At 60.6% G+C, this 15,627-nt stretch carries 5 protein-coding genes; all 5 read right to left on the bottom strand.

What is annotated here, in order from left to right:
* A partial coding sequence (locus tag VGD45_RS19480; protein ID WP_331157012.1) for an amino acid adenylation domain-containing protein occupies positions 1-7,629 on the bottom strand: 7,629 nt, incomplete at its 3' end.
* A 58-nt stretch (positions 7,630-7,687) separates the two neighbouring features.
* Positions 7,688-8,530, bottom strand: a complete 843-nt coding sequence (locus tag VGD45_RS19475; RefSeq protein ID WP_331157011.1) for a CmcI family methyltransferase — start codon at positions 8,528-8,530, stop codon at positions 7,688-7,690.
* Between the two features lie 2 nt (positions 8,531-8,532).
* Entirely contained in the window at positions 8,533-10,236 is a 1,704-nt protein-coding gene (locus VGD45_RS19470; RefSeq protein WP_331157010.1) for a cyclic peptide export ABC transporter, read from the bottom strand.
* Positions 10,233-12,725, bottom strand: coding sequence for a penicillin acylase family protein (locus VGD45_RS19465; RefSeq protein ID WP_331157009.1), 2,493 nt, complete (start codon positions 12,723-12,725; stop codon positions 10,233-10,235). Before VGD45_RS19465 ends, VGD45_RS19470 begins: the two co-directional genes overlap by 4 nt.
* Before the next feature lie 18 nt (positions 12,726-12,743).
* Positions 12,744-15,627: amino acid adenylation domain-containing protein (locus VGD45_RS19460; RefSeq protein WP_331157008.1), on the bottom strand; the 2,884-nt coding region annotated here is incomplete at its 5' end.

Raw genomic sequence — 15,627 nt, 5'->3', positions numbered from 1 at the left:
CGTCTCCTCCATCGACACCGACAGATCGAACTGCGAGGTGAAGTGCGGCAGCGGCTGCGTCTGCAGCTGCAATTCGCCCAACTGCAACGTGCTCGGCGGCGTGTTCTGAAACACGAACAGGACTTGGAAGATCGGGCTGTGGCTGAGACTGCGTGGCGGCTGCAACACCTCCACCACTTGCTCGAAAGGCACCTCCTGATGGCCATAACCCGCCAGCGTCACCGCCTTCGCCTGCTGCAGCAACGTGGCGACGCTCCAGTCCTCCTCCAGCCGCAATCGCAGCGCCAGTGTGTTCACGAAGAAGCCGATGAGCTCCTCGATCTCCACGCGCGGACGGTTCGCCACCGGACTTCCGATCACCACATCGCGCTCACCGCTCAGCCTCGATAACAACACCGACAAGCCCGCATGCAACACCATGAAGAGCGTCACTCCGTGACTGCGTGCCAGGCTCTTCAACTGCGCGCTCAGCGATGCCCCCAGTGAAAACTCGATGTTGTCGCCCGCATAGCTCTGCACCGCCGGGCGCGCCCGATCCGTCGGCAACTCCAGCAGCGCCGGCGCACCCTCGAGGTGATCTCGCCAGTAAGCCACCTGCGCCTGCAGCGCCTCGCCATCCAGCCAGCGACGTTGCCACGCTGCATAGTCCGCATACTGCAGTTGTAACGGCGGCAGCGGATCGCTCCGCCCGTCCGCAAAGGCTGTGTACAACTCGCTCAACTCACGAATCAGCACTCCCATCGACCAACCGTCCGACACGATGTGATGCATCGTCACGAACAGCACGTGCTCCTCGGCTCCCAATCGAAGCAACCGTCCGCGAATCAGCGGCCCGCTCCTGAGATCGAACGGCTCCTGGGTCTCCAGTAGCGCCTGCTGCTCGACGCCGGCCTCGCGTTCGCCTGGCGACAGTGCACTCAGATCGAATCTCTGCGACGCGAATCTCATCGACTCCGTCACTACCTGGACTGCAACTCCCTCGCGATCCAGGAACACGGTGCGCAGCACTTCATGCCGCTCGACGATCCGGTCGAGCGCCCGTTGTAGTGCCGCCTCATCCAACATTCCCTGCAACCGCAGCGCCCCGGGCATGTGATACGCCGCGCTCGCGCCTTCCAGCTGACTCAGGAACCACAAGCGCTGCTGCATGTGAGACAGCGGCAAGGGCTGATCCCGGCTCACTCGCTCCAGAGGAGGCAACGTCTCAGTCCCACCCGCCTGCAGATATTCCGCAAAACTCGTCAGCGTCGGCCGGGCGAACAACTCGGACAGCTCGACTTTGGCCCCTAAATCCCTGGCCAGCATTCGCATCGCCATCAGCGAGTGCCCGCCAAGATCGAAGAAGTTATCGTTGGCCCCGACCCGCTCGACGCCGAGTAACTCGCCCCAGATGCCCGCCAGTTTTTCTTCCATCGCGGTGCGCGGCGCGACGTACACGGCGATCTCGCTGTCACTCGCCGGCGCGGGCAGCGGCTGCATGGGCGTGTGTTCCAGACTTCCGTCCGGCAGATAACGCACCCGATCGCCCGTCACGTACAAGCGCTCGCTGCTCGCAGGATCGTTGGGGTCGTGGAACGGATTGGCGATGAAACGTTCCGCCGTCAGATCCGGACGATTCAAGTAGCCGCGCGCCAGGCCCGTTCCACCGATGTGCAGTTCGCCCGTCACACCGATTGGCACTGGATTGCGATTGGCATCCAATACATACAGCTGCGTGTTCGCGAGCGGACGGCCGATCGAGCGCTTTGGCTGTTCGGCGGTGATGTAATGCACCGTCGAGCCGAGCGTCGCTTCGGTCGACCCGTACAAAGTCCAGAGTGCTGGCACATGCCGCAGCATCCGTTGCAGCGAATCGTCAGACGGTGTCTCGCCCGCCAGAATGACGTGACGCAACCCTGACAGGGCTTTCTTATCGGCATCGACTGAAATCAACAGGTCGAAGGCTCGCGGCGTTTGAGTCAGCACCGTGACTCGTTCGTGCTCGAGCAATTCATGAAAGTCCGTCGGGGATCGCGTCACCCAGTGCGGCACCACCACCAGCCGGCCACCGTGCAGCAGGGCTCCCCAGCACTCCCACACCGATAAATCGGAGGCGAAGGAATGAAACAGCGTCCAGACGTCTCGAGAATTGAAATCGAATGGCGAAGCGCTCGACGCGAACAGTCGCGTGACATTGCGATGCTCGATCATCACGCCCTTGGGTTGCTCGCTCGAGTTGGACGTGTAAATCACATATGCCAGGTTGCATGATGATTGCTCCGCTGCCCGGCATGGATTCTCCGCTGGGCAACGCTGTAGCTTCGACCGCAACTGCGCGCCATCGAGACTCACGACCCGCAGTCGAGTCTGCCCAGCGGCCAACTGCCCGGCCTGCTCCAGCAACGAGTCCTGCGTCAGCAACCATTCCACACCCGCATCTTCGACCATGTAGGCCAGGCGTTCGCACGGCTCCTCAGGCTCGAGAGACACGTAAGCGCCGCCGGCCTTCAAGATACCCAATAGGGCTACGAGCATTTCCAGACTGCGCTCGACACACAGTCCCACCAGCGTGTCCGCTTTGACACCCTCTTCCCGCAGGTAATGCGCGAGTCGATTGGCCTTGTCGTTCAACTCGGCATACGTCAGCCGCTCATCTTCGTACACCACTGCCGTGTCGTCCGGCGTCTTCGCCACTTGCGCTTCAAACAACTCGTGCAGGCATGCGTCCTGCGGAAATGCTCCCTGCGCGGCATTCCAATCGAGCAGGAGTAATTGCCGTTCCGATGCTGGCAGCACCGACACGCTGAGAACTGATTTCTCGGGCTGCTCCTGAAGTGCGCCGATCAGCCCGGCGAGCGCCGCTTCGAGGTAGCCGATTACACGGTGCGGATCGATGCTCCGATCGACTTGCACATCGATCGAGAACTCCTGCCTGGTGTCGTCGATCGAGGCAATGAAGGGATAGTTGCTTCTGTCCACCGCATGAACGAGCGTGATCCCAGCGTCTCTTCCCACGGCAGCATTCACAAACGGGTCTGCCTCGCTCTGTGAATGCCGATAATTGAACAGCGCGCTGAACAGGGAGGCATTCGCGGCGAGCCCGCTGCATTGCTGGGCCAGCGACAGCGGGACCTGCTCGTAGGGAAGCAAATCGCGCAAGGCGCGCTCGACCTGCGCCACCATCTGCACGACACTCATTCCCTCCAACCGCAATCGCAACGGCAGCGTGTTGATGAACATGCCCAGCATGTCCTGCACGCCGCTCGTGCCCTGCAGGCGCCCCGACAAAACCGTGCCGAACACCACGTCGCTTCGGCCGCTGCAGACGGCGACCACCATCGCCCAGGCGGTATGAAACAAAACCGCTGGGCTGAACTTGTGATGCCGAGCCGTTTGCCGGATGCGCTGCGCCAGGGCTAGATCGAGGAGCTTTCGGGCTTCGACGATGTCTGTGCCGTCGCCGCGCACCGCCAGCAAGTTGAACGGTGCGGTCGGCGTCGTCACATCTCCGAGCGTCTTTCTGAAGAAGGTTTCCGCATCGCTGTGCCGGGCCTGATGGAGCGCATGCGCCACGAATTCCCTGTAGGGAACCGGCATTGCCAGTTGGTCCGCCTGGCCCGCGAGGCACGCTCGCACTTCCGCTTCCAGAATGATGGTCGAAGTGGCGTCTTCTATTAAGTGATGGATCTGGAACAGCACATACACCTGTTCCGAATGCGGATCCCTGGCCGCACGGATTCGCAGCATCGGCGCCCGCGAAATATCCATCACCTGCGGCTCATCGAACCGCGCCTTCATCTGGCTCACCGCATCCTGCGCGGGATCCAGCTCTATCGTCTCGATCGGCAGATCGGCACGCCTGTACACCACCTGCACCGGCGTGGAAACATTCTCCGACACTATCGCCGTTCTCAACACGTCATGACGATCGATCACTCGTTGCAGGGCACCGGCAAGCGCGTCGACTTGCGCCTGATTCGACACCGTCAACAGTACCGACAACAGATAAGGATCGTTCTGTCGGTGCAGGAGATGAAAGAAGAGCAGTCCTTCTTGCAGCGGCGCCAGCGGATAAATGTCCTGGACGTTCTTCGCACCACCGGGGACGGTGGCGACGATCCGCTCGATCTCTTGCTCGCTCAAACTGACCAGCGGCAGCATGCCCGGCTCGATGCGATCGCACGCCGGTGGAATCAGATTGGCCGGCGCGCTGAACGGCCTGTGCTCCGCGGACGCTGCATCATCCAACGCAGCCGCCAACGCTCCCAAGCTGGCCGCACCGTAGATCGTCTTGACGTCCGCTTTCAGCCCGACTTGCTGGAGCGACGACACCAATCGCATGACCAGCAGCGAATGTCCGCCCAATGCGAAGAAATTGGCCGTGGTGCTGATTTCTTCCGGCTTCAGCTGCAACAGCTGCCCACAGATCTCGACCAGTTGCCGTTCCGTCTGCGTTCTCGGAGCCACATATTCAATCGCAACCAGGCTTGCATCCGGTGCTGGCAAGGCCTTTTTATCGATCTTGCCGTTGCGGGTGAGAGGAAGCTTGTCCAGCTTCACGTACGCCGCCGGCGCCATGTAGTCGGGTAGCGCTTCCAGCACGTGCGCGCGCAGCGCTTCGGCTGTTAGCTCTACTTCTTCAGCGGTGTAATACGCCACCAGCCGCTTGCCCGCCGTGCCGTCCTGTCTGGCCAGCACCACCGCCTCTTTCACAGCGGGGTGCTGCGCGAGCCGCGCTTCGATCTCGCCGAGCTCGATACGGAATCCGCGAATCTTCACCTGATCGTCGATGCGACCGAGATATTCCAGGTTGCCATCCGGCAGATAACGCACCAGGTCGCCCGTCTTGTACAGGCGCGCACTGCTGTTTGGATCGTTGGGATCGTGAAACGGATTGTCGATAAACCGCTCCGCCGTCAGCTGCGGCCGGTTCAGATAGCCGCGCGCCAGCCCCGCTCCGCCCACATACAACTCGCCCGCCGTACCCAGCGGCGCAAGGCTTCGCTGCGACGTCAATACCACCGCCGACAGATCCGGCAACACGTGGCCGATGACGCTCGGATTGTCTTTATTGTAGATATCTGCTGACAACAGGCGCCGATACGTCACATGCACGGTCGTTTCGGTGATGCCGTACATGTTGATCAATTGCGGCGCGGCCTCCCCGTGCCGATCGACCCACGGCTGCAGCAGCGCGATGTTCAATGCCTCGCCACCAAAGATGACGTAGCGCAGGTTCAACGAGGCTTGCCGCTCGCCATCGACTGCAATCAACAACTCGAACGCGCGGGGTGTTTGATTGAGAACCGTGACCCGCTCCCGCTCGATCAGCTCGTAGAAATCCGAAGGGGACCGCGTGACCCAGTGCGGCACCACCACCAGCCGGCCCCCGTGCAACAGGGCGCCCCAGATTTCCCACACCGAGAAGTCAAAGGCGAAGGAATGGAACAGCGTCCAGACGTCTTGCGAATTGAAGTCGAATTTCGTCGCGCTCGATGCGAACAGGCGCGTGACATTGCCGTGGTCGATCATCACGCCCTTGGGCAGCCCGGTGGATCCCGAGGTGTAGATTACATACGCCAGGTTGCGTGATGACTGATCCGCTGACCGGCGCGGATTCTCCGCCGAACAACGCTGCAGCTTCGACTGCAGCTCGGCGCCATCGAGGCTCAGGACTCGAACACGCTCACCGACCAACTGCCATGCCTTCTCCTGCAACGCCTCCTGCGTCAGCAACCATTGCACGCCGCTGTCTTCGATCAGGTAGGCCAGGCGCTCGCGCGGATAGCCGGGGTCGAGCGGCACGTAAGCGCCGCCGGCCTTCAAAATACCCAACAGCCCCACCACCATCTCCAGGCTGCGTTCGACACACAGGCCCACCAGCGTGTCCGCGGTGACGCCCCCCTCACGCAGGTAATGCGCGAGGCGATTGGCTCGGTCGTTCAACTCGGCATACGTCAACCGCTCGCCTTCGAACACCACCGCCGTGTAGTTCGGCGTCTTCGCTACCTGCGCTTCAAACAACTCGTGCAAACAATTCTGTTGCGGATACACCGCCTGCGTGGCGTTGAGTGTATGCAGCAGATGGCGCTGCTCATCCGCACTCAAAATCGGTAACGAATGGATCGGGGTCTGCGGATCGGCCGCGATGCCCTTCAGCAGGCGCCCGAGATGGTCCGCCATCCGAACGATGGTGGCGGCCTCGAACAAATCGATGTCGTAGTCGATGGCCAGCGCGAGCCCTTGCGCCGTCTCGGTCGCCTGGAACAGCAGATCGTATTTGGCGCTCACTACACCGCTGTTCACGGGACTGAGCTGTAGCCCGTCCAATTCGATGGGGGCCGCAGTGGCGCCGCCACTGTTCTCCATACTGAATATGATCTGGAACAGCGGGCTGTACTGGGTGCTGCGCACCGGCTGCAGACTGCGCACCAGCAGCTCGAACGGCAGGTCCTGATGACTTTGCGCATCGAGGTTGACTGTTCTGACGCGTTCGAGCAGTTCGGTGAAAGGCGGGTTGCCAGTGCAGTCGGTCCTCAACACCAGCGTGTTGACGAACAGACCGATCAGGCTTTCGAGCTCTTTTTGCAGCCGGTTCGCGACCGGCGTGGCAATCACGATGTCGGTGCTGTCGCTGTGGCGAGCGAGCAATACGTTCAACGCGGCGTGCAACACCATGAACAGCGTAGCCCGCTGCCGGTGCGCCAGCGCCTTCAACTCATCGAGCACCCTTGGGTCAACCATAAAGGCATGGCGCGCTCCCTGAAAACGCTGCTGCGGCGGACGGCTGCGATCGAGAGGCAGACTATGCACCTCGGGCAAGTCACCCAATTGCCGAGTCCAGTAAGCCAGTCTGTTCTCGAGCACCGCGCCTTGCAGCCAATCCCTTTGCCATTCCGCGAAATCCGCGTACTGAATGGTCAAAGGCTGCCAGGGACTGGATCGCCCTTCACGCAGAGCCTGATATTGAAGGACGAATTCCTTGAGGAGCAGGTCCGTCGACCAGGCATCGGCAGCGATGTGGTGCATGTTGAACAGCAGGATGCCGTCGTGCTCCCCACAACGGATGAAACTGACGCGTAACATCAGATCCTGAGCCAGGTCGAACGGCGCGGAAGCGTCTTCCTGGATCAGCCGCCGTTGTGCCTCATCCATTTGCTCTTTCGTCAGACCGCGCAGATCGTGCACCCGCAGCTGCAGACGCACGTCGTCGCGGATGACCTGCCAGGGCTCGTCTCCGACCGTGACAAATATCGTCCGCAAAGGAGCGTGGCGCGCGACGATGCGATCGAAGGCCGATTCGGCAAGCTTCAGATCGAAATCGCCGGTGACGCGCAGTGCCGCAGGTATGTTGTAGTGAGCACTGCCACCGTACAGGCGATCGATCAACCACAGTTGTTGTTGGGCAAACGAAGTACGGACGCGATCGCCGATGCGCGCGCGTTCCACGATCCGCGCGCGCGCATCGGTAGTCGGCACCCGCGTGGCCATGCCATCCTGTAGATACGCAACCAGCGCCTCGCGATTGCTACGGATTTCATCCATAAAGGCGCGCTCGACGCCTGGCTGGTAGCTCCGCAGCTTGAGCTTGCCGTCATCCAGATACAGATGGACGCCCGAGCTCGCCAGCTTCCTGATGAAATCCCGCATCTGAACCTCCTGTCCCGCGTATCGCTCCATCGCATCGGCGCTTGCTACGTCGGTTGGATCACGTCAGTTCCTCCCAGGTCATATCGCTGAGTGCTTTCGGATCGTGCACGTGCACGTCGCACCCCGGAAGCAGGGTGAACCAGGTGTTTCTTGCGGTAGTGACGTTGAAGCCGAAGCCATCGGCGTAGATTCGATCGACGTAGAAGCCCAGCGACTCGGCCAGGCTCAGGTACTCGGCGTTCTGTGTCGTGGTCCCCAGACCATCGGAATCTTCTTTGACGAAGTAGTCGCCCGCTTGCATGAACTGACGCAACACCGACAGCACATTCAGGACATTCACGTGAGCATCGTCGATGACCAGCCAGGGATGCGGCAGCTCCTTCAGCAGCCCGACCTGCAGCGACTCCAGACGCTTCAGATCCACTTGATGAAAATGCAGGCTGGGATGCCGGGCTCGCGGGCTCACCGCTTTGGATAACAGATCGAACGAATGCACCTCGCAATCGAGCCCCATCGCAGTCGCCTGATCGGCCAGCCAGAGCGCGCTGCCGCCTTGCAATGAGCCGAGCTCGATCACGGTACGAGGCTTGAGCTCCCACAGGCACGCGGCATACAGCCAGAGATCGATCGGCGACTTCCCGCACAGCAGCCCTTTGTAGACGCGGGAAATGTTATAGCCCTGGGGACCGAAGCTATGCGTTATCCAGCCGGTGATGCCGTCGTTCGCCCGCTGCGTGGGCTTTTCGTAACGGCCCTCTGCACCATAGTCGAAGGGATGCGCTTCCAGCAGTCGTGTCGCGGTCTGGGTCCAGGCCAGGTCTGGATAGTGTTGCTGAAGCGCCGTCACATATTCCTCGGCGACGATATGCTTCATCTTGGTGTCAGCGGCGATGTCGTCCACAGTTACTCCTTCAATGAAATGACCACCGGACCTCGGGATGGCTCCCTTCTCGAGTGCTCGATGGAGCTCACCTTGCCTTCCTCCATCACGATGAGCGTATCGGCCACGTCGAAAAAGCGATCGTCGTGGGTGATGGCGACCACGGCTTTGCCTCTGGCTCGCAGGGATGGAAGTATTTGTCTGTAGAACACCTGTTTGAATGCCGGATCCTGATCCGCCGCCCATTCGTCGAACAGGTAGAAATCCTTGTCCTCGACGAACGCGGCCACCAGCGCCATGCGCCGCCGTTGACCGTCCGACAACGACAGGGTCGAGAACATGCCGTTCTGATAAGTCACTTTCTCTTCCAACCCGAACAGCCGCAGATAATGACGCACCGTGTCCTCCTCCCAGTTGGCGGTCAGGATCCGGTCGAACAAATAGTAGTCGGAATAGATCGCGGCGATTCTTTGCCGATAGGAGTTGATGTTGTCGCGCGAGATGCGCTCGTCGTCGAAATAGATATCGCCGCCGCAGTGATGGTAGTGCAGCGTCAGCAGCTTACCCAACGTCGACTTACCCGAGCCGTTGCCGCCGACGATCAGCGTGATGGCGCCTTTTCTGATTTCGATATCGATCGGCCCGACGGCAAACGCGGTAGCCTCCCCCTTGGGCTGATGCCGATAGCTCACCTGCTCGAGCCGCAGTCGCTCCCACGCCGGTGACGGCACGGAGTCCTTGGCGATGTTCTCCTCCGGAAGCTCCGCCAGCAACTCCATCACTCTCTTGAGTGCAATCCTCGAAATCTTCACCGACGGCAGGGTTCTGAGCAGCGAGCCGATCGGCGTGGCGATGTATAGCAGCGTCATCACGATGCCGACCAGATTTTCGTTGGTGACCGGGTGATAGCTGACGAAAATGAAAATCACCGCGCCGATGACCAGAAAGCTCAGTATCTGGCCGTAATGCGTCGCACCCGCGTCGACGGAGCAACCGGTTTTCTGCGTCTTCGAGAACGCGGTTTCATGCGCCAGCAACACGTTCTGAAAATACTTCGCGCGCTTCTCGTCGCTCAACTTGAGCTCCTTGAAGCCTTCGATGAGTCCGTGTATCGACTCTTGCAGGGAGTCGTTGATCTCGGCGGCGCGCGCGTGATATCGGTCGCTGAGTCGGTAGATCGCATCGGTCGTCAGCACGCCGAAGCCGATGCACTTCAGCACGAACCAGAACACATCGACATTCAGATAGGCCAGGAACAGCAGCATGCCGGACAAGGTCACTGCGTCCATCAACACAGAAGGCATGTACTGCGCGCCGAGCACGACTTTGGGCACGTCGAAGGCGATGGCGGTGGACAGCCTCGGCAAGCCGATTCTTTCGATGGCCGTCAGCGGCGCATGCGCGATCCGATGGTACATTTGCACGCGCAAGTCGGAAGCCATGCCGATCGAAACCCGCGTCAATGTGACTTCGGACCAGGTGCGCGACAGCCAGATGAACAGCACGGCAATGGCGAACACCAATGCCATCGTCGGATTCGACACCTCCAGATTGAAGAAGTAGCGAGGCTCGCTCGGCAGCACCTTGAAGGAGCCATCTTCGCTCGGCAGGGAATACATGACCAGCGGTATCAGCAAGGCATAGGCCACCCCCGATAGCGCGCCCGCGACTATCGCGAAGAAGACCTTGTTCGGCGCATGCTTCGCCAGTATTGAAAACAGCTTCAATTTGACACGCCGTCCTTACGCGGATTCTCGTCGGCGGTGGCGGGCTCCGCGGACAGCCGGTAGTAACGCACGTCGCGAAATGGCTCGACCATGTCCGCGTAATGTCCGCTGACGGCGTTGCCGGACTGTCCGGTGGAGTTCATGTATTCATGCCGGACGCCCTCTTCCGCCATGCTGAGGATCTGCCGGAAGCTCGGCCCGAACTCTTGCGAGAAGCCTTCTTTGTCCACAAACGGACCGGCGGCGACATTCACGGCGTTCAGCGTTCCGCCATTGGGGATCTTGCGTTCGAACAACGCGCGCAGCAGTTTCACCTCGCTGAAGGGCCGGTGCACATAGACGGTTTCTTGCAACTCATCCCAGCGCCAGGAGGACATGGACTGATTGCCGGTCAGCTTGCGAAGCTCGAGCAACGCCGCTTGCAGGGACGACTGCAACACCTCGGCGCATGTTTGCCGGTTCGATCCGACTTGACGCGCGCACCAGGGCGAATGCTCATCGGCAAGCGTTTCGCGGATGGTTTCCAGACTCACGCTTTGCTGAAGATCACCGAGCAGCGCGGCCTGTTCCGGCTCGTTCCAATAACCGCGCAATTGCCGCTCGAAAAGAGCTTTGCGCAGGTGACGCATCCAAACATTGAAAATCGCGGCCGGCTGACTATCGCCAGCCATGTCGCCGCGCCATGCCCGCAAGGATTGCAGCGCCGCCCGCTGATCGTCGTTCGCGGGAGTGAACCCGGCGACCAACTCGGCGATCAGACGCTCGGCCTCCACGTCAACCGTATCCGCCTGGACACGCTTCATATCCTCGACTGACAAAGGCTTGCCGGTCTGCAGCCGTGTTTCTAGCAGTTGCGTTATGCGCCGCGCGCGCGCCGGGGAAGCCCAGTCGTCAGAAATGAAATAGGCATAGTCGTCCCGTGTCACTTTATTGTTGGCGGTGACAATGAAACCCGACTCTGGGTTGTAGATGCGAGGCAAAGCGGTGGCCGGGATGTAGCCGGTCCACCCAGACTCGTCATCCCAGCCAGGCGACGGCAACAGACCGGAGCCTGTTTTTCTGATCGGAATCCTGCCCGCGCCAAGATAGCCGATGTTCCCTCCACGGTCGGCGTAGACCATGTTCAGGGCCGGTGCCACGTGGTAACTCAAGGCGTCGCAAAAGTCGGCCCAACTGGCGGAGAACTGAATCCGATAGAACGCCTCGTAGCTGGTGTCGCCCGGCTCCAGCGCCGTCCATCGCAACGCTACTGCGCGGTCGAACACCCGGAACTGATCCGAAACGACCGGTCCGTTCCTGGTGGACCGTATCGCTATTCTTATCGGCCCATATTTCTCATGCAGCAGTTCGGGAAAATCCGCGCGGATCCGCAAGGTTTCCACCCGAGTGCCGAAATGTTCCCAGCGCCCGGCGCTCTCGTAGCGTGCGGCATTTTTCGGATCGGTCTTTTCGAAGAACAGATCCTGAGTATCGGCCATCATATTGGTGCCGCCCCAACCGATGCGCTGGTTGCGCCCGAATATCACCAGTGGCAAGCCGACGAGACTCATGCCCGACACATCGAGGCTTCGGCCCTTGGCGTGAATCGCATACCAAGGTGAAGGAATCTGCAGGCCGAGGTGCGGATCGTTCGCTAGCAGCGCCGCGCCCTGTTCGCCATGACGTCCCGCCACGACCCATGCATTACTGCCGACGGCCGCTGCGCCAAATTTCCGCTCGTGCGCCAGAAACCGATAGAAACGAAATAGATCCGCCGATTGCCCAGCATCGCTTGCGTGGACTGTCTTCTGCTGTAGCGTCGTCGGCGCGTTGTGGGGGTACTCCGGAAAGAACGTCTGCATCTCTTTTGCGGTGAGCGCCTGCGCGGCAATGTATCGCGTCATCTCCAGACGAAGGTTCGCGCCGAGATCCAACGCAAATACCTTGATCCATGCCAGAGAGTCATATTCGGTCCAAGGTTGCGGCTCGACACCGAGGATGGTGAACTCCAGCGGCAGCGTGCGTTGCGCGGCGATCCCTGCATTCACGCCCGCCGTGTATCTTGCAAGCGATGCCTGCGCCTGACTGCTCAGCACTGGCCATGCCGTTTTCGCGGCCGAGTACACATCCAACGTTCTAAACCAGATGTCCTGCGGTACGGCGCCTTTACCGAACACCGCGCTCAGCTCACCGCGCAGCGTTCGACGCTGCAACTCGAGCTGCCATAAGCGGTCCTGGGCATGGACATACCCGATTGCAAAGAAGGCATCGTCATCGGTTTTCGCGGCGATATGCGGAACACCATGCGCGTCGCGCGTTATCGACACTGGCGCGGAGAGGCCCTCGTCGGATAACACCATTTCGGCCGACGGAAGACCGGTGTCGAGTATCGAATGGGCAAACCAGAAAATGCACGCCGCCACCGCCAGCAACAGCACGGAGAACCGCGTGAGCAGCGGAAAGCGTTTTACCAATGCCCTTGGCCTTGCCAATGTGAATGCGCCGCGCATGAGATCGACTCGAATCGATTAGTTCAGGATTTCTACTTCGGTGACGCCTTGAGTCGGCAGGGATTGGAAGTGTTGATCGATGCGCCTCAACTCCAGCACCGAGTCGATGAAGTGGCCGATCTGGACGATATCGGTCAAATCGAACAACTTCCGGGCGGTCAGTTGCACGCCGAATTGGTCGCCGATCCGGGAGCTCAAACGGATGAGCAGCAACGAGTGTCCGCCCAGATCGAAGAAATTCGCCCGGGTGCCGATCTCACGCGGCTGCAGATGCAGCAGCTCTGCCCAGATCGCCACCAACATGCGCTCCGTTTCAGTCCGCGGGCCGACATAGTCGATATCCGGCGGACTGGTCTGGAACGCTGCCAACGCCTTCTTGTCCACCTTGCCGTTCGGCATCGTCGGGATCGAGTCGATGGGCACGATCAGCGATGGCACCATGTATTCCGGCAGCGTTGCTTCGAGATCCCCGCGGACTTGCGCCACCAGATCGCGAACCTCGCGATGGCTGTCCGTTGCGGTGATGTACGCCACCAGTCTGTTCTCGCCGCCGGCATCTTCACATGCCAGCACCACCGCGGCGGCAACGTTCTCATTCTGCGCAAGCCGGCTCTCGATCTCGCCGAGCTCGACACGAAAGCCTCGGATCTTGACCTGATCGTCGACGCGGCCGATGTATTCGAGATTGCCGTCCGGCAGATAACGCACCAGGTCGCCGGTCTTATAAAGACGTTTGCTATTGGATGAGCCCTGCGGGTCGTAGAACGGATTCGGGACAAAGCGTTCGGCAGTCAAGTCCGGGCGATTCAGATATCCCCTCGCAAGTCCGGCGCCACCGATGTGCAGCTCACCCGGCACTCCCAGCGGAGCCAGAGCAGCCGCCCCGTTCAAAACATACAGGCCCGCGTTCTCGATCGGCCTGCCAATGTGACTGACGCTTGCGGAGAGCTCGGCGAACGTGGCGTCTACCGTGGTTTCCGTCGGTCCATAGACGTTCGAGAGCGTGATGCGCTGGGAAACCTTGTTGTGCCATTCGGCGACCATCGCCGGGTTGACCTTCTCTCCTCCGATATGGATTCTGCGGACACTGCGGGCCGGCACGAGTCGCGAATCCTTGGCAAGCTCGTGCCAGTAGGCTGTCGGCAGATCGAGAATCGTCACCTCGGCCGATGCGCAACGTTCCCAGAACTGCTCGGTCGATTGCAGCCAGGCTTCCGAACGCAGTACCAACCTGCAACCGCTGCCCAAAGCGCTGAAGATGTTCGCGACCGACGGGTCGGAGTTGATGGTCGAGAACAGCAACACACCGTCTTCGCTCACCAGTCCGCACCGTCGCTGGGTCGAGAGCGCGAGATTGACGACGCTGGCATGCTCGATCATCACCCCTTTGGGATTTCCGGTGGAGCCCGAGGTGTAAAGCACATAGGCCATGTGATGGGATCGCAAGCCGATCTGTCGCGGCTCGATGTTGGTGGCGAGGCGCGCATCGACGCATTCCCGAATCTCGGCATCGTCGAGACACACCGCCTGCTCGTCGGCGATGGGCGTGTTGGCCAGCACATCTTGCCTGGTCAAGACGGTGGCCAGCTTTGCGTCTTCGAGCATGTATGCCAGGCGCGCCCGTGGATACTTCGGGTCGAGTGGCGCGTAGGCGCCCCCGGCCTTCAGGATGCCCAGGATCGCGACCAGCATTTCCGTCGAATGATCGATGCAAATGCCCACCAGCTCGTCCGGTTGGACATGCCTCTCGGCGCGTAAGTAATGCGCAAGCCGATTGGCCCTTTCATTCAGCTCGCGATACGTCAGCTGCTCATGTTCGTACACGAGCGCCGTATTGTTCGGGGTCTTCTCGACCTGCGCTTCGAACAACTCGTGGATGCACTTCTCTTGTGGATACGCCGCCTGGGTCGCGTTCAGTGTGTGCAGCAGATAGTGCTGCTCTTGCTCGCTCAAAAGAGGCAGCGCGTGGATCGGCGTTTGCGGATCGGCCACGATGCCGTCGAGCAGAATGCCAAGATGTTGCGCCATCCGAACGATGCTGGCGGACTCGAACAAGTCGGTGTTGTAGTCGATGTGGAACGCGATCCCGTCCGCCATTTCTCGGGCGTCGAACACGAGCTCGTAGCGAGTGTCGGGTTGCGCGCTCGTCACCGGACTGAACTGAACGTGTGGCAGCTTGACCGTGCCGCCTTGTTCTCCGCCATGTTCTAGCGTGAAGGCTATCTGGAACAATGGACTGTATTGCGTGCTTCGCTCCGGCTTCAGACGTTCCACCAGATATTCGAATGGCACGTCCTGATTGCTCTGCGCCTCCAGATTGACGGCCTTGATGCGCTCCAGGTAGTCGGTGAAGCGTGGATTGCCCGCACAATCGGCGCGCAATACCAGCGTGTTGACGAAGAACCCGATGATGTCTTCGAGCTCCTTCTGCATACGATTCGCCAACGGCGTGCCGATGACGATGTCGGTGCTGTTGCTGTGCCGGGATAACAGAATGCTCACCGCGGCGTGCAACACCATGAACAAGGTCGCTTGCCGTTCTTGCGCCAGTCGCTTCAGCGCCTGGTGAGCGGCCGCGTCGATATGAAACGGGTGGCGCGCTCCTTTGAAGCTCGCCTGCGCCGGACGCGGGCGGGACAATGGCAGGCTATGCACCGGCGGCAGATCGAGCAGCTGGCGCTCCCAGTAACCGAGTTGTCGCTCCAGCACGGCTCCCGTCAGCCAATTTCGTTGCCACTGCGCATAGTCGGCATAACGGATTGTCAACGGCGGCAACGGATCGGCGCGACCGGTCCTGATCGCTTCGTACTGAGTGATGAACTCCTCGACCAGAATGTCTCCCGACCGGCCGTCCGAGGCAATGTGATGCACGTTGAACAACAGCATGCCGGCCGTCTCCGAG

Origin of the sequence: Steroidobacter sp., assembly GCF_036402275.1 — a bacterium.
GTDB lineage: Bacteria > Pseudomonadota > Gammaproteobacteria > Steroidobacterales > Steroidobacteraceae > Steroidobacter.
This window is presented reverse-complemented; position numbering and strand designations above follow the sequence as displayed.